This is a genomic window from Rossellomorea marisflavi, from assembly GCF_009806575.1.
Classification (GTDB): Bacteria; Bacillota; Bacilli; order Bacillales; family Bacillaceae_B; genus Rossellomorea; species Rossellomorea marisflavi_A.
In genome coordinates, this window is the sequence record NZ_CP047095.1 from 3,873,660 (window position 1) to 3,890,446 (window position 16,787).

The window sequence follows — 16,787 nt, forward strand, 5'->3', positions numbered from 1 at the left end:
TCACCCTGAAATCACTTTTCCAGTTCGATTGTTTTTATTTCATATGGGTGGAAGGTGAGGTCGATTGGACCTGAAGTGTATTCCGAAAGATACTCATCTTCCATGAGGTTCACTTCCCGCCATTTCCTCACGTCCATGTTGATCCTGCAGGACGTGGTGGCTCCTTCCATTTCATGAAGGCGCACAATGAGCGTACCCCGCTCTTCCGCCTTCTTGACTGTATCGACGATGACGCCCGTTCCGCTGATGGAGAGGAGGGAATTTGTAAACTCCTCAGAGGCCGTTCCCTTCATAACCCTGATGGGGGCATTCAGGTAGGTGGCTTCCCTTTCTACATCATGCTTGGCCGTTTGTCCCGCAAATGGATACAGGGAGTAGACAAAATGATGGTGACCGATATCGGCCTTCGGATCCGGATAAACCGGACCTTTGAGAAGGGAGAGGGCCATGACATTGTCTTTGATCGAATAGCCGTATTTGCTGTCGTTCATGAGGCTGACGCCATAGAATGGTTCTGAAAGGGCCGCCCACTTGTGAGCGACGGATTCGAAGCGTGCCACATCCCAGGACGTATTCCAGTGGGTCGGTCGTTTGACGTTCCCGAACTGGATATCATAGATGGCTTCCGTCGACCGTATCGCTACGGGGAATTCCACCTTGAGGAGCTGTTGACGGGCTTCCCAATCCACATCCGTTTCAAAATCGATCCGTTTGGAATGGGCATAACAATGGATCCGCTGAATGATCTTCACCTGCGGGGCTTCCCACCTGAACTCGATGGTCGTCTGCAGGGGCCCATTATCAAGTATAGTACAGTCCTTCAGTAAATCAATAGACTTGGATTTTTCCATATAATACAGATCAAGATCCCAGGCATCATGGGCCATCGGCTTATCTTCATAGAGTTTCAGGACATTCCCTGCACGTCCCGGCTCGATCATTTCGCGCCCTTCCGCTTTATCGAATATGCTTGTGAATTGACCTTGTTCATTCCAGGATAATCGATAGAATGGCGTTTCCCATGATCGATGGGTAAGATCAATTTCGCTCAAAGGAGATTCCTCTGAAGGACTTGCTCCCGTTGCGGTCAGCGTGCCATATGCAAATGCCTTCACATCCGGCACCAGTACAAGCGTGCCCCCTCCTGACAAGGGTTGGGTCCGTACCGGTTTCCCCTCGTGTTCATAGGAGTCGTGCTCACCCGGGACTGTCATCAGGACCGGTGCTGTGTATTGATGGGGATGCATGAATGACCAGTTCTGCTTTTTGCTGATAATCTGTGATTCCAAGTCGGATACAACACCCTTTTGGATGATTCTCGCCTCATCATACTCAAGATGGGCGTCCTCATACACTTCGTTGATGGAGGAACCCGGGATGATGTCATGGAACTGATTGAGGAGGATTTTCTTCCACCCTTCTTCCAAGGCTTCCCCGGCATACCGCTCCCACCCGTTTAGCAAAGCATGCCAGGCAGCAAGGAACTCCGCTTCCCTGTAGGACAGTTCAAGCTGCCGATTCTGTTCTTTCATCCTGGCTTGGGATGTGTATGTTCCACGATGGTACTCGAGGTACAGCTCTCCGTCCCATGTGTGTACATACTGATCGGTTCCATCCACGGTCTCGTGAAGCTCATCAAAGAAATCCGAGGCACGCGTGGATTGAACATGAGGCATGCCCGGCACATCAGACAGCTTCCGCTTCATCTCGATCATCTCGCGGTTCACTCCGCCCCCACCGTCCCCATAGCCGTAAGCAAGGAGCAGATTCCGGTTCACATCCTTATCCCGGTATTTTTCCCAGATGCCCTTCACCGTCTCTCCAGTGACGAGCCCGTTGTACGTATAGAACCAGGAGTCTGCAGGCCTGCCCGGTTCCGGGGTCGTGATGAAGTGGGTCAGGATCTCGGAACCGTCGATCCCCCGCCACCTGAACGTATCATGAGGCATGCGGTTATACTGATTCCAGCTGATCTTGGTGGTCATGAAGGTATCAATCCCTGATTTTCGCAGAATCTGCGGGAGCGACCAGCTGTAGCCGAAGACATCCGGAAGCCATAGCGTGCGATTTCGTCGATCGAATTCCTTCTGGAAAAAGGCCTTTCCATAGAGGAGCTGCCGGACGAAGGATTCGCCCGACGGGATGTTGCAGTCGGCTTCCACCCACATGGAGCCTTCCACTTCCCATTGACCCTCTTCGACTTTTTTTTGGATGGCTGTGTAAAGCTCAGGCTCTTCCTCCTTCACCCATGCATACAGCTGCGGTTGACTCTGAATGTAGGTGTAATCCGGGTACAGCTCCATGAGGCGGAGAACGGTTGAGAATGTCCTTTTCGCCTTCTCCTTTGTATGTTTGGTGCGCCACAACCAGGCAAGGTCGATATGGGAATGACCAATCGCATGAACCGTCACTTCGGAGTGCTTCTGCCACTTGTTCTTTTCCGCTTCCAGGACAGCTGCTGCCTTCCTCACGCTTTCATAAAAAGACTCTCCCCGATCGGTCCAGTCAATTTCGTAAAATACCCTGTTCAGGAGGGCAATCAAGTTGGAGCGCACACCATCATGTTCGTCCAGCTCCTTGGCCGTTTCCAAAATGGCTTTGGATTTGAAATAGAATTCGTCGACCTCACCATCAAGGAAGCCCCACCACGCTTCTTTCAACCGGTAGTATTGCTCCGACGGGTTCCCACCGCCTTCAAGACCCGACCATAGCTGAATCGTCACATCGAATCGGCCTCCTTCAGGGAGGATCACTTCACGATGATTGGAATCTACCCCCTGAAACGGTCGTCCGTTCAGGTAAAGGAGTGACTCGAACCCGGAGTTGTTTCCCCCGCCGGTTCGCCCGAGGTCGAGATAAAGCACTGCTCTCCGCTCATCCTCGGGTACATGCAGAGTAGTGTGGAGCCACAAATACCGGTCCCGCCCGGACCACGTATCGTGTACATTCATTTCTCCCTCGAAATGGGTTGGAAGGAGATTCTCTTCTCCCTGCTTCGGTTCGTGGACGCTAAATGGGCCGAGCCCCCTGCAATCACGGTAACGAAGTCGATCCAGTTCGTTCAGTCTATTTTCGATTTTTTGGATTGAGTAAAACATACGGACCCTCCGTTATGAAGTGTGGTGTGATTGGGCAAGCGGGCTTTCCGGAACATGGATGCCCAACTCACTCAGGATGAATTCACTGAACATCGAGTTCGCCCATGCGAACCAATCGCGTGTGAATTCTTCCGGACGATCGGCATCAAATCCTTCATGCATGAAACCTGTTCCCCCGTGGGTGTTCTTGAACATATCCACGATTGCGTCCCGTTCTTTCCTGGTGATGGCTGTCATCCCCTGAACCGCCAGGCCGATATGCCAAATGTAGTGATCCGGGGTATGCGGGCTGCCGATTCCGGAAGCCTTTTTGCCTTCGTAATAGTAAGGGTTGTGACGGCTGAGGATGAAGTTTCGGGTATTCACGTACGTCTCATCTTCTGCGTCTGCATACCCCATATATGGAATTGCCATGAGGCTAGGTACGTTCGCGTCGTCCATCAGGTTGTATCGTCCTGCACCATCTGTTTCGAACGAGTAGATCTTCCCGAATTCCGGATGGTCCACTACGGCATGTGCTTCGATGCCATCGCGTATTTCACGACCGAGTGCCGCCATCTTTTCACCCAGATCAGATTCTCCCATCGTAACGAGCATTTCCTTTGCATAGCCGAGGACAACGGCTGCGAACATATTGGCAGGCACAAGATACCCGTATAGGCAGGCATCGTCACTCGGACGGAATCCGGACCACGTCATGCCTGTCGGTACGGAATAGCCGCCCTTTCCGTCGCGCAACAGCGTATCGGATACGCGGCAGTCATCACGTTGGAACCGGTAAGGGGAGTTTTCTTCATGGTCCTGCTCCACCCTCCATAGATCATGGATCACAGCAAGGACTTCCTTAAGCGTCTCATTCAGAACCGTCTCGTCTCCCGTCGCCTTCCAGTATAGATAAGTGAGCTGAATCGGATAGCAGAGGGAATCCACCTCGTACTTACGCTCCCAGATCCATGGTGTCATGTCGGTGTGATCCTGTTGATGCCCTTTATTGTCCGCTGTCCTGTTGAACGCATTGGCATAAGGGTCCATGAGGATGTACTTCCATTGTCGCTGGATGACTTCCTTCAGCATGGAGGCGATTTCCCTGTCCTCTTTGGCCAGGATCAAGTAAGGACGAACCTGTGCAGATGAGTCACGGAGCCACATGGCCGGGATATCACCTGTAATGACAAAGGTTCCCTCTTCATCCTTCTTCAAGGTGGTCTGGTACGTATTCAAAAAGCATTTTTCGAATAAAGTATACACTTCGGGATCGTGCTCGTAGGCTTTCTTTACCTTCTCCAGTATGTGTTGAAATGAGGCTGGTATCACTTGTTCTGTCATCGTCTCCACTCCTTATTCTTCATCAATGATCATGGTGATGATCTCATACGGTCGAACGGCGCATGCCGCTTTTCCTGTACCGATCTGTTCCTTCTTTTCTTCAAGTATGGTAGAACGGTAGATCACGCTGCCCTCTACGGTCAACAACTGCTCCTCCGCTGTCGGATTGAACCAGCGGACGATGATCCCAGTTCCCTTCAGTGATGGTTTGATGGCCGTAAGCGTAAGGGACTCTCCTGTCCACTTGAAGGGGGCTTCACCTCTTGAGCCGTTCCCATCATTCCGCTCGACCTGGACCACGGTCGGATCGAGCGGATAGCTGTACGCTCTGTTATACATGTTGGATTCAAGAACCGATCCTGCATGAGGAATGATCATGAAGGATGCCGATTGCTCCCCGATGCACTGTGCTTCCGGAGTATCGAACACACCCCAGTCACCCAGTTCCCCGACAGACCGCAATAAGGTGAGCTCCACGACGTTTCCTCCTGTGATCTCGTATTCATGGAGACCGATGCCTGCCACCGTGAGACCCTGAATCCCGTCATCAAGACTCGCGAATCGTTGCATATGGTGGTCGAATGTCGGATTCGCCCACTGCCTTTCCGGTTGATTGGGACGCTTGACAATTTCGAAGATGCTGTCCGCATAGTGATGGTCATTTCCCTTGCCGACCGGGAATCGGGCCCGTATACGGTGATCCCTTACCTGATTATCCATCTTCACATCCACCTTCAGCCCCTCTGCTCCTTTCAGGAGGGTGAGGGTCGTCGTGATCGTGAATTCCGTCAACTCTTCTGATCGCGTTGCAGTCCGCTCCGGGTGCCATACCAAGTTTTCACGTTCTTGCTGGAGATGTTCATGAGCGCTTTTCGGGATGATCATGGTTGTGCGGATCTCAACGATGGATTTGTATGGGGTATCCGTGACGACATCGATAGCAGACAGGGCATCTTCCGTCGTAAACCTGAGGCGATCTCCGGTTTCCTTGAACATGTATTCGTTCCCGATATCACCGCTATCCTCATAGACGCCGAGATTCGGATATTCATAGCCTGTGCGTTTATCCACAAGGCTATAGCTTCCATTCTCATGGATGGTCACCAGAAGGTTCCCGTTTTCAAGCTGACGCTTCTCCTCGTTCCACATCCCTTTTCCCACTATTCTTTCATCTGAAGGAATGAGGTGTACCACTTCATAGCCGAGAGCCGTCGTGAAGTCGATGGGGAACGTGATGCTGATCTCCCTGCCGTAGTAAGGACGCCTGAAGCCATCACGCGGCAGATCATATCCGAAGGAAACGCCATGGTCCTCTACATGGACCGGGATCAACGTCCCATCAGCGCGCTCCAATGCATATACCGGAAGCTCACGACCTTTTAATAACCCAGGGATCTCACGGAAATCCCTGTCGCTGAAGTAGATCTTATCCACCATCACCTTTTGGGTGATCACCCGGGATGATGCTTCCGTATGTAAAAGGATAAGGGGTACTGCCAACGGATCGGCATGCCCGGTATCAAGGCCTGACGCCATGTCGCGGAGCTGCTCATGGATAAAGCGCTGCGCTCCCTTCTCCACCTTCTCGAATCGCGTCACCATCTCCCTGTGGACTTCATCGACACTGCACCCGCAGATGCTATCGTGTGGATGATTCTCCATGAGGAGCTTCCAGTAGTATTCTGAGAAATCCCGATGCAGATCCCGATCCCCCACAAGAACACCAAGGGGTTCAAGCACTTTCTCCAGCAGCAGCTGGCAGCGGTCGTTCGCCTGCTTCAAATAGATGCGCGCTGAAGCCGTGTTCACAAGCGTTGACCAACCATCGGTCTTTTGATTCCTCAGCTCCCCACGGATCGTTTGCAGATCATCGGGCAGCTCGTTTTTCACGTCGTCTATGTATGCTTTGAAGCTCGAATGCTTAAACGTCACATCCGGCATGAGTTCGTTGGCGACTTCAATGGCCGTCGTAATGTCTGCCTGCAAGGGTTGATGATCGCATCCGTTCATATACAGGAGCTGGGAAGTCGAGGCAAACCGCTCCGACTCCGCGAGCTTCTTCTCCCAATAGACCCTCGCCTCTTCACGGTCTGAAGGAACTTCATTTCCATTCGAGTACCAGTTGGCAAACAGGATCCCGAGCACCTGCGATCCGTCCGGTGCTTCCCAAACCATCTCGGAATAAGGCGACGAGAACTCATCATGGTGCACCTGGTTATTAAAGCCCGTCGGGGTCACGCCCCTTCCGAAGGCGGCTGTATCAATATTGGCCTGCTTAAGGAGCTGGGGTGCCTGACCGTAGACGCCGAACGTATCAGGGTAGTAGCCGAGATACCCGTCCTGCCCCCACTCTGCCGTGTCCTTCATCCCATACAGGAGATTGCGGACATTGGCCTCCGAGCTTGTAAGAAAGGCATCCTGCAGAATGTACCACGGTCCGACGATGAGCCTGCCCTCCCGGATATACGCCTTCACTTCCGCCTCCCTTTCCGGCCGGACGCCAAGGTAGTCATCTACCATGATGGTCTGCCCATCAAGGTGGAAACTATGAAAATCAGGATCTTCCTTTAATTTCGCGAGAAGATCATCGAACAGTTTGACCAGATAATATTTATGTTCTTCCAAGGACATGTACCATTCCCGGTCCCAGTGGGAATGAGAGATGATATGCGCTGTCTTTTTCCCCATCAAGCTTTTCCTCCTGTCGCTGCAAATTGGTTATAGCGGTTCATGGATACCTTCATGATCCAGTAGGCCGGCATGACGCCCAAGGCAAATGGAATCAACCCAGGCATCTGATAGATGAGATAGCCTACCATCGTGAGGCCGATCGTGATGACCAGGTTCTGCTTGAAGCTGATCAGGGTGAGGATGAATGGCTGGATCAAATAATGTTTGAGCGATTGCTCAAAATGGACGTAATACGGGAAAACATATAAAAATGAAAAAACATATAGGATTGAGAGGAATAGGATGATTGCCGTGCTGAACAACACGACGATTCCTTTCAGTTGGGTAACGAGATATAGATCCAGGGCAAGGAAAACACCGATTGATGTATAAATCCATCCGATTGCATTCGTCTTCCAGAAATGCGCCTTGTAGTAGCGATGATAGCCATCGTAGATCGGCTCTTCGAGACCGCCCTTCAGCCATCTCCGTGTGGTGGCGAATAGGGCCGTTGTGGCAGGAAAGAAGCCCAGAACGACTCCACCAAGAAGGATATGCATGAACCAGATCACATTGAGCTGCATCGTCTTCCAGATCCAGAGGCTCGCTTCTGTGAACAGACTTCCCAAGCGATTAAACATGTACATCTTCCTTTCCGTATGTCTTCCTCCACACATAGGCTGCCCCTATGAGCTGAGCCTGGTCCAAATGGGTACAGACTTCCACAGTCGGCTTCACCTTTGCAATCGGCTTGGCCGTCATGACATGATCAAGCTCAGTCTGCAACCGCTGAAGGAAGCTCGGCTGTCTCGTAATGCCTCCGCCCACGAGGATTTTCTCGGGATCAAGCATATATTGAAGATTGAATATCCCGACAGCCATCGTATGGAAGAACTGATTGAGGGATTTCTCTGCTGCTGCATGACCCTTTTCAGCCTCTTCGAACACACGCGAGCCGGTCCATGCGGCTCCATGTGGGGGCTCATCCTTCAGACGCTTCGTCAGGGCAAATGATGATCCACGTTCACTCCACGTTTCATGGCCTTCCATCAGGGAATAACCGAATTCTCCACCATGGAGATTCGCTCCCTTATGCAGCCGACCGTTGATGACGATCCCTCCGCCGATCCCTGTGCCACACACGATGCAGGCAAATGTATCACAACCGGCACCAGCCCCGCTCCACTGCTCTGCAAGGGCCGCACAATTGGCGTCATTCTCCATTGTGACCGGCAACCCGTATCGTTCGTGGAATAAAGCACGCAGATTCACGACATGGATGAAATTCACCGCACTATGCCCGAGGACAAAACCGGCATCCGTTACGCTGCCTGGAGAACTGATGGCGATCCCCTCTATATGGTGGTCCCTCTGCCATCTTCCCAGAACCTGATCGACATGAACGCTGAATTCCTCTACACTGACAGGCGTCGGGACCTCCTCTTTCAGAACAATGTCAGCATGACTGGTGACCAGGGCGAATTTCGTGAACGTCCCACCGATATCAATGGCGAATAGATGTTTCATCACATGCCGCCTCTCCCGGTAATCGATTCGATTCCGCCAGTTTCCTGAACCAGTCAGCACTCTTCTTTTTCCTGCGTTCGCCACTATCAAGATCGAACTCAACAAGACCGTAGCGGTTTTTGTATTCATTGAGCCATGACCAGTTATCGATATAGGTCCATACATGGAATCCATAGCAATTGGAGCCTTCACCAATTCCCTTATGGAGCCATTTCAGGTGCTCTTCAAAAAACTCGATCCGGTACTCATCCTGTATGGATCCCGCCTCGTCCCTGAAACGGCCTTCCCCCTCGACACCCATGCCGTTCTCAGCGATAAACCAAGGGATATTCCCGTATTCATCACGGATCTGAATGGCGATGTCATAGATCCCCTTCTCATAGATCTCCCATCCCCGGTGCGGATTCATCTTTCTATCAGGCCACTCGTAATGGAGGAAGGAACGATCCAAGACATGTTCAGCCCCCTCATCCCCTGCCTTCACCCTTCTCGGCTGATAATAATTGACCCCGAGGAAATCCACCGGGTTGTCTTTGATCAACTTCAGGTCATCGGGGTACATGTTGACATTGATGCTTTCATTCCGTATAAACTCACATAAGACATGTGGGTATTCACCCTTGACGACTGGGTCAAGAAAACTCTTATTGAATAGGGCGTCTGCTAGTTCTGCCGCCTTCACATCATCCACATTCTCTGATCTCGGATAACTCGGCGTCAGATTCAGTACGATGCCGATCCTTCCCCGATGCTCATTCTTCCGGAAAGCCTGTACTGCCTTGACATGGGCAAGCAAGGTGTGGAACCCAGCCTGACAGGCTCTCCTGATGTTGAACACACCAGGTAGATGCTTATCATTCAAGTAGCCCATCTCTACAGGGACAATCGGTTCATTGAAGGTCACCCAGTCCTCTACAAGATCCCCAAAACATTTAAAAGCCGTTTCCGCATATAAGGCGAAAGCTTCCGCTGACTCCCTGATATCCCATCCACCTTTCTCATAAAGCCAATACGGCATGTCAAAATGAAAAAGATTCACCACGGGGCGGATGCCCTGGTCAAGCATTCTGGTGAACACATCACGGTAAAACTCCACTGCTTCGTCATTCAACGTGTGACCGTCGGGCATCAGCCTCGTCCATGAAATCGATGTACGATAGGAATTGAACCCGAGCTCTTTCATCAGTGAAATATCTTTTTTATAATTGGCATAAAAACCTGTTGTCTCCTCAGGCCCAATCCTTTGATAAAAGACGTGTGGCTCTTTCTGGAACCAATGATCCCAAACGCTCGGAGACTTCCCCCCTAGGCTTGAAGCCCCTTCCATCTGAGGCGCCGATGAAGCCGCTCCCCACATAAAACCTTTCGGGAATTCCATTATCCCCACCCCCCTTTTAGAAATCGCTTACATTTTCTCTTATCCCTATCATATAGACAAAAAATCAACCATGGAACTGCCTGGCAGGAAGTCCTTTAATAAAGGCAGGAAAACTTTAATATGGACAGTTTATGAGAGCGAATTGGTGGCACCCAAGAAAAAAACCTTCCGCCATAAGCGGAAGGTTCACCTTGATTACTTCACATATTTCTCGAACGTCATGTTCTTGGAGTAAATCTCTTTAGCTGCATCTTTCCCAACATAGCGCAGATGCCACGGCTCGTAAGCATACCCGGTTTCATTTTCTTTTCCTTTAGGGTAACGGATGATGAACCCATATTTATGGGCGTTTTTCGCGACCCATTTTCCTTCTTTCGTGTTGGCGAATTTTTCTACGAGGCCATAGCCGACGGATGGACTGGTCACATCCATGGCAAGACCGGTCTGGTGCTCGCTTGTTCCCGGTTTGGCACTGATTCGGCTTGCGTACTTTTCCCCGTAGGTGCGTTTGTAGTAGTTATACAGTTCCGCCTGTCTGTCGTAGGAGCGGTAGCCGGACTGTGCGTAAAGCTTCACGTTATCTTTCCAAGCCGCCTTCATGAGGGCCTCGAAGTTCGGGACGGCGCGGCTGTCCATGAGACGCTTTGGATCGTTGTAGCTGAAGGCGAATTTAACCTTTGGTTCTACGAGTTTCGCAGCTTTATAGTCTTTCCCTACAGCGACTTTTTTGTTCACGAGGAGATGCTCGATCGGCTGTTTGAGCTCGGCGCCGACTTTGTTGTCAATGATATTCGTACCACCTATGACGGTGAACTGCGTCAATTTGTTTTGATCGATGACGACTTTGACAGGGGTGGAGACGTAGGTTTTCTCCACGAAGAGGAGCCCCCCTCCGTCTTTCGCTGCCAGAGCGGATGCCGATACTGCATCGGTCATATCCTTTCCAGTGACCACATACGATTTCTTTTTCGTGCCCATGAGCTTGGCGATTTGTGCAGATGTGTCGTAGCGATCGCTGCCACTGATCCTGATTGGTTTAGGAAGCTGTTTCTTCACTTTTTCCGAAACGGCTTTTGTACGACCGATCACGATGGTGCTTTTCTTCCCTTTCAGCGCTTTTTTCGTAGCTGCCGGAAGACTGTCGGACTTGGTTAATAGAATCGGCATCTTATTCTTAGCTGCATACGGGGCAGCAGCCAATACATCGTGCAGGTAACCACTGTAAGCGACCACAGCCTTAGATGAAGCCGGAAGCTCCTTTGCCACCAAAGCAGCCGTCTCGTAGCTGTCTTTCCCGCCGATCCGCTTCACCTTTGCCTTGATCGTTTCATCGATCACCTTGTCAGAAAGGTTCTTTTTTCCACCAAGGAGAATGATGGTTTTCGGGTTCAGCCGTTGAATTTCCTTGCGTGTGGCTGAAGACAGTGCGGTTGGATTCGTCAGAAGCACCGGGGCATCCAGATGCTTGGCAAGCGGTGCAGCAACAGCTGCTTCCGAAAGATCCTTCCCATTCACGAGGATGACGGTCTTCGCCCCGCTCTTCCATCCTTTTTTGGATACAGCGACCGACGTCTGGTACCGGTCATTGCCACTGATACGGTCAAGGGAATATGCAGATGCAGTCTGGCCGCCGACGAGTATCAAGATAATCACAGCGAACAGGCTTGATAATGATATTTTATACATGCTCTTCAATTGTTTTCCTCTTTTCACTAATCAACTAGTTACATGAAAAATATTCCTGTTCCCTAGTATAATAGTTTCATATGGAGATAACTAGCAAAATTTGCTTTTTTTCGACAACATGACACATGGGGACGGTTCCTTTGCGTCATTTTTTTGACGCATCGGAACCGTCCCCTTGCTTCACTCTATTCTATTTTTTCCAGTAGTGTGTAGGCTTGTTCTTTTGTTTGGACGGCGAGGAGCTGGTTGCGGAAGTCGTCGTCCATGAGCTGGCGTGATAGGAGCTGAAGGATCTTCAGGTGTTCGTTGCCGGCGCTTTGCTTCGGTACGGCGATCATGAAGATGAGCTTGGCTTCGGATCCGTCGAGGCTCTTCCAATCTACTCCGTCCCGTTTGATGCCGAAGACGACGCTTGGCTTCTGGACCGAATCGGACTTACCGTGCGGAATGGCGATGTTCATGCCGATTCCGGTGGAGCTTTCTTCTTCACGGGCAATGATGGCTTCCTTGAAGTCTGCGGTTGAAGCGATGCTTCCATTGGCGTGAAGCTTGGTGATCATTTCGTCGATGACGTCATCACGGGTCTCCCCGGCGAGGTCGATCTCGATCAGATCGAGGTTCGTGATATCGGTCAGGCGGTTGATTTCAACCGGTGCTGCAGCCTGTGTTGCCTCAGGCGCAGTTTTGTGTACGGCAGGTTCTTCCACTTTCTCTTCTTCCGGTACGCTGACTGAGACACCTTCAGGAGTAAGGGCTTCTTCCACAATGTCTTTTTTCAATAGATTCACAACGATGGCTGCGACGAATGAGCCGACGATGACGGCGACGAAGAACATGAATACATTATCCACGGCACCAAGTACGGCAACGATTGGACCACCGTGTGCCACGCGGTCTCCTACGTGACCGAGCATGGCGATGACGGAACCGGTCATGGATCCGATCATGATGCTCGGGATGACGCGGAGTGGATCTTGTGCAGCAAACGGGATTGCTCCTTCGGTGATCCCGAAGAGTCCCATCGTGAACGATGCTTTTCCTGTTTCTTTCTCGGCGGCATGGAATTTCTTGCGGCCGATGAATGTTGCGAGTCCCATGGAGATCGGCGGGATACAGATGGCCGCGGCAATCGGGCCCATGATCTCATAGTTTCCTTCTCCGATCATGGCAGATCCGAAGAGGAAGGCGACCTTATTGACCGGCCCACCCATATCGAATGACACCATGGCTCCAAGGATCAAGGCAAGAAGGATGGAGCTTGTTCCCTGCATACCGGCGAGCCAGTCTGTCAGGACTTCAAAGATATTCGCAACCGGCGCCCCGATCAGATAAACGAAGGCAAGGCCGACGATGAGGGAGGCGAGTACCGGGATGATGATGATCGGCATGATCGGCATGATGGCTTTTGGTACTTTGATCTTCTTGATCAAGAGAGCGGCATACCCTGCAAGGAAACCGGCGATGATCCCACCGATGAATCCGGCTCCTGCTTCACTTCCATAAAAACTTCCGTTGGCGGCGATGAATCCTCCGACGACACCTGGTGCAAGACCCGGCCTGTCGGCGATGCTGTAGGCGATGAACCCGGCGAGGATCGGCACCATGAACGTGAAGGACGCAGAACCGATGGCTTCGATATGCTTCCAGAATGAATCATCCGGAATGACGAGTCCGCCCGGCGTTTTCTGGCCTCCGAGTGTCAGGGCCACGGCGATGAGCAGACCGCCGATGACGATGAACGGAACCATGTACGATACGCCGTTCATAAGGTGACGATAGATTGGGTTTTCTTTCTTATCGGACTTCTTCTCGGTCTGTCCGCTTGATTGATGGATCGGAGCATCTCCGTCGATCACCTTTTGGATGAGTTCCTTCGGCTTGCGGATCCCGTCCTGCACGCCCGTGACGAGGAGCTGCTTGCCGTTGAAGCGGTCTTTATTGACGGTTTTATCAGCGGCGATGATGATGCCTGCTGCTTCCTGGATGTCTTTATCGGTCAGTTCGTTCTCGACACCGATGGAGCCCTGTGTCTCGACTTTTATTTCGACGCCCATTTCTTTGGCTGCTTTTTCGAGGTTCTCGGCGGCCATGTATGTATGGGCAATTCCATTTGGACATGAGGTGATGGCTAGTATTTTCATAGTGTTTGTCTCCTTTATCGAAATCGCTTACATTTACTATACACCGAGAATCCTGTCGAAAAAGGTCAAGTTGTTACCGGAGGTTGTGGTAAAAGTGGATATATTGTTTTTCCCGGGGTTATGATGCTTGGCTACAAATACCTTGGTTCCATAGATTGGATGTGTCTTTCCGCTTCGGTCGACCGCTTTCCTGCGAGGCGGGCGGTGAGCCGCTTCGGCAGGCCTGCAGGGTCTCACCTGCCCGCTACTCCCGCTGGAGTCGGTCGACCTCCACTGCAAGACACTTGTGCGAAATAGTAGAATAAATTCCTGACGATTGGTCTGTAAATAGAATCCCGCACGCATACTTATGTCTCTTTTCATCACGAGCCGAGGAATTACTAACCCTTTCATCTCTGTGTTTCATTTAAAATACTAAATAAAAAAAGAGGCCGTTTCACACGGCCCCGAGATGGGTCAGGAATGTCATGGCGTCACGGTCGGAGAGGAGCTGCTCGATCCGTTCCGGGTTCTCGGTGAGGTGCGAGATTTCCTGGAAGAGCTGGCGGGATTCGGCCGGTTCGGTGCTTTTGACGGCGAGGAGGAAGACGAGGGAGACTTTCTCCTCGCCCCATTCGATCGGTTCACGCAGGGTGGCGATGGCGATGGCCGACTGGTGGATGAGGTCGGGATGACCATGGGGAATGGCGATCCCTGCCCCGATGGTGGTTGCCGACATCCGTTCGCGGATCATGGCATTTTCTATGTAGGCATGATCGACGAACCCTTTGTCCACGAGGGTCCCTGCAAGCTTCCGGATCAACTCGTAGCGGCTGGAACCTTCCTGTTGAAGAAAGACGAGGAATGGGTTGGCGAACTTCAGGATGACCGATTCCTTTTGTCCCCTCTGCACCGGGTCCTCGAGGTACGTCAATCGCTCCTTCAGCCTTTCTTCATCTTGTTTTCCGAGCAGCGGGGAAACGACGATCGCCGGGACGCCCATGTCGGGAAGGCTGATCGTGGAAATGATGAGATCCGCCTCGCTTGTCTCGAGGAAGGACTGCAGCTCCCCTTTACCGATGCTTGCCAGCACAAGGACAGACGTGAATTTCCGCTCGATTTTTGTACGAAGGAGCTGGGACATCCCCATCCCCATATGACAGACGATGACGACTCTTTTCACGTCTGTTATGGATTGTTGCAGGCGCTCGAGTGATGCCTGGAAGTGTAGGGTGATATAGGCGGCTTCCTCTTCCGGCACCTCGATGCCTGCCAGTTCTTCAAGGACGAGCATGATCCGGTCGAACATGAACGGATACATCCGCTTGATGTCCCCGAGCATCACATTTGTGACTGGAAGTCCGTATGTCAGGCGATTCAACGTGGAATTCAAGTGCACGGTCAGACCGTTGAAGAGTTCCGGGTCACTGTAAAAATCCACGCCGTGCATCTCGGACAGCTTCCCGAGAAGAAGATCCGTCACTTCCCCGAGTCGATTGTCGTGGCCGGTGAGCTCGCGGATCGCTTCGTCGTCCTGATATCGGAACTTCCCACCAAGGAAGTGCAGGGCCAGGTATGCCTGCTCCGCTTCGGGGAAGCGCACGGAAAAATACGGCTCGATTCCTTCGAGGAATGCCACCGTCCACCCATATTCTTTTTTCACCATAATCATCGTTTTTTCTTTTTCCGAAAGGGAGATCGTCTGCTGCAGCTTCGTCCGCTTGATCATGAGGAGGGTATGAACGACGATCCGTTCGAAGGTTTCATCGGTCAGATGAAGATCGAACCTCTCCTGCAGCTCTTCAAGCCTCCGCCGCACGATGGTGATCTCATGCTGGGTGAATTGAGCGCTAATGAAGGAATCCGCCCCATCATCCACGAGTTGTGAAAGCCGCGTCAAAGCCAGACGACGGTTCAGCTCGGTCCCTTCGATCGTGAGCCCCACCTTCTGCTTTGACAGAAGCTCCAGATCAAACCGTTTCAACCAGTCCCCGATCCGTTCGAGGTCCTTCCTGATCACCGACTTGCTTACATAATACCGGTCTACCAGGTTCTGCACGACGACAGGGTCTGTATTCATGAGAAGAAAGTACGCAATCTGGACGATCCGATCCTCCTCATCCACATGACTGCTTCCCCTCGTTTGCAGTTCGCGGTATAGCTCCGCACGGTCGCGTCCGCCGATTTCCAGGCAGATTCCCTGACCCGGCTTCCGGATCAACTCCGCCGTCGGATAGGCTGCAATGGATTCCTGTATCACCTTGAGGTCGTTCCGCACCGTTTTTTCGGAACAGTGCAGCTCCTCACTGAATTCTTTGATCAAGACATATTCATGATGCCGGCTCACCAGCATCCGCAAGATCTCCTGCTGTCTTTCATTCATGCTCGTCACCTTCTCTGTTTTGACAGGGAGTTTTATCTATTTATGATACTTTTTGCTTACGGAAATGTAAACAAACGTTTGGATGGGGGGCATGGATTGAGTACTGTCCCGGGTGGTGGGGTTAAACAGTTGTTTAGGTTTGGTGGTGGTATGAGATGCTCCACCCGTTTGTAGTGGGTGTGAACAATAATCGGAATGTAGAATGGCTGGGCGTGTTAGCAGAGCTCTTATTTGCTTCTTTTTTCAAGACCTAGCGGAATGGTTCGCTTATTTGCAAATTGGGTCCTGATATCAGCGATACTAAAGGTCGAAAACACTCCATCCCACCTCTATGACATCATTCGACAATTCTCGCAGCCGCTTTTCCCTGTTTTAAGGGTTCGGTCACTGTCTGGTAGGTCCAGTGACCGCAAATACTTGCGAATCCCCAAAAAATATTTGCAAAAATCCAAAAATTATTTGCGGAACTGAAAAATTTATTTGCGAGTCTGATTTCAGGTCTTTTTTTTATTTGCGAACGAAGGTGTTTACATATGATTGAATGACATCTCTTGCACTCAACATGATTTCCATACGAACCCCGCCTAATATTTGCGAAC

General features: G+C 51.3%; 9 protein-coding genes. All 9 read right to left on the reverse strand.

The features are described 5' to 3' along the window. Positions 1 to 11: 11 nt before the first annotated feature. Positions 12 to 3,098, reverse strand: coding sequence for an alpha-mannosidase (locus D5E69_RS20070; RefSeq protein WP_159130120.1), 3,087 nt, complete (start codon positions 3,096 to 3,098; stop codon positions 12 to 14). A 12-nt stretch (positions 3,099 to 3,110) separates the two neighbouring features. Then, positions 3,111 to 4,424 carry a glycoside hydrolase family 125 protein gene (locus tag D5E69_RS20075; protein ID WP_159130121.1) on the reverse strand — a complete coding sequence of 438 codons (1,314 nt, stop codon included), beginning with the start codon at positions 4,422 to 4,424 and terminating at the stop codon, positions 3,111 to 3,113. 12 nt (positions 4,425 to 4,436) lie between these two features. Then, entirely contained in the window at positions 4,437 to 7,112 is a 2,676-nt protein-coding gene (locus D5E69_RS20080; RefSeq protein ID WP_159130122.1) for an alpha-mannosidase, read from the reverse strand. Continuing rightward, positions 7,112 to 7,735 carry a YesL family protein gene (locus D5E69_RS20085; protein ID WP_053429510.1) on the reverse strand — a complete coding sequence of 208 codons (624 nt, stop codon included), beginning with the start codon at positions 7,733 to 7,735 and terminating at the stop codon, positions 7,112 to 7,114. The genes D5E69_RS20080 and D5E69_RS20085 overlap by 1 nt, the downstream gene beginning before the upstream one ends. Then, positions 7,728 to 8,621: an ROK family protein gene (locus tag D5E69_RS20090; protein WP_238284482.1), complete on the reverse strand. Its 894-nt coding sequence runs from the start codon at positions 8,619 to 8,621 to the stop codon at positions 7,728 to 7,730. Before D5E69_RS20090 ends, D5E69_RS20085 begins: the two co-directional genes overlap by 8 nt. Beyond that, on the reverse strand, positions 8,599 to 9,999 hold the full coding sequence (locus tag D5E69_RS20095; RefSeq protein ID WP_159130124.1) for a glycoside hydrolase family 1 protein: 1,401 nt from the start codon (positions 9,997 to 9,999) through the stop codon (positions 8,599 to 8,601). Before D5E69_RS20095 ends, D5E69_RS20090 begins: the two co-directional genes overlap by 23 nt. Positions 10,000 to 10,194: 195 nt before the next feature. Continuing rightward, the gene (locus D5E69_RS20100) at positions 10,195 to 11,652 is read right to left on the reverse strand and encodes a cell wall-binding repeat-containing protein (protein WP_159130125.1); all 1,458 of its coding nucleotides are present in this window, start codon (positions 11,650 to 11,652) and stop codon (positions 10,195 to 10,197) included. A 218-nt stretch (positions 11,653 to 11,870) separates the two neighbouring features. After that, complete coding sequence (locus D5E69_RS20105; protein WP_048006481.1) at positions 11,871 to 13,826, reverse strand: PTS fructose transporter subunit IIABC; 1,956 nt, start codon at positions 13,824 to 13,826, stop codon at positions 11,871 to 11,873. Positions 13,827 to 14,262: 436 nt separating this feature from the next. Continuing rightward, the gene (locus D5E69_RS20110; RefSeq protein WP_159130126.1) at positions 14,263 to 16,188 is read right to left on the reverse strand and encodes a BglG family transcription antiterminator; all 1,926 of its coding nucleotides are present in this window, start codon (positions 16,186 to 16,188) and stop codon (positions 14,263 to 14,265) included. Positions 16,189 to 16,787: the final 599 nt, after the last annotated feature.

Coding starts and splice junctions, on each gene's coding strand:
- D5E69_RS20070 (WP_159130120.1), bottom strand. CDS start 3,098: ATGTTTTACTCAATCCAAAAAATCGAAAATAGACTGAACGAACTGGAT.
- D5E69_RS20075 (WP_159130121.1), bottom strand. CDS start 4,424: ATGACAGAACAAGTGATACCAGCCTCATTTCAACACATACTGGAGAAG.
- D5E69_RS20080 (WP_159130122.1), bottom strand. CDS start 7,112: ATGGGGAAAAAGACAGCGCATATCATCTCTCATTCCCACTGGGACCGG.
- D5E69_RS20085 (WP_053429510.1), bottom strand. CDS start 7,735: ATGTTTAATCGCTTGGGAAGTCTGTTCACAGAAGCGAGCCTCTGGATC.
- D5E69_RS20090 (WP_238284482.1), bottom strand. CDS start 8,621: ATGAAACATCTATTCGCCATTGATATCGGTGGGACGTTCACGAAATTC.
- D5E69_RS20095 (WP_159130124.1), bottom strand. CDS start 9,999: ATGGAATTCCCGAAAGGTTTTATGTGGGGAGCGGCTTCATCGGCGCCT.
- D5E69_RS20105 (WP_048006481.1), bottom strand. CDS start 13,826: ATGAAAATACTAGCCATCACCTCATGTCCAAATGGAATTGCCCATACA.
- D5E69_RS20110 (WP_159130126.1), bottom strand. CDS start 16,188: ATGAATGAAAGACAGCAGGAGATCTTGCGGATGCTGGTGAGCCGGCAT.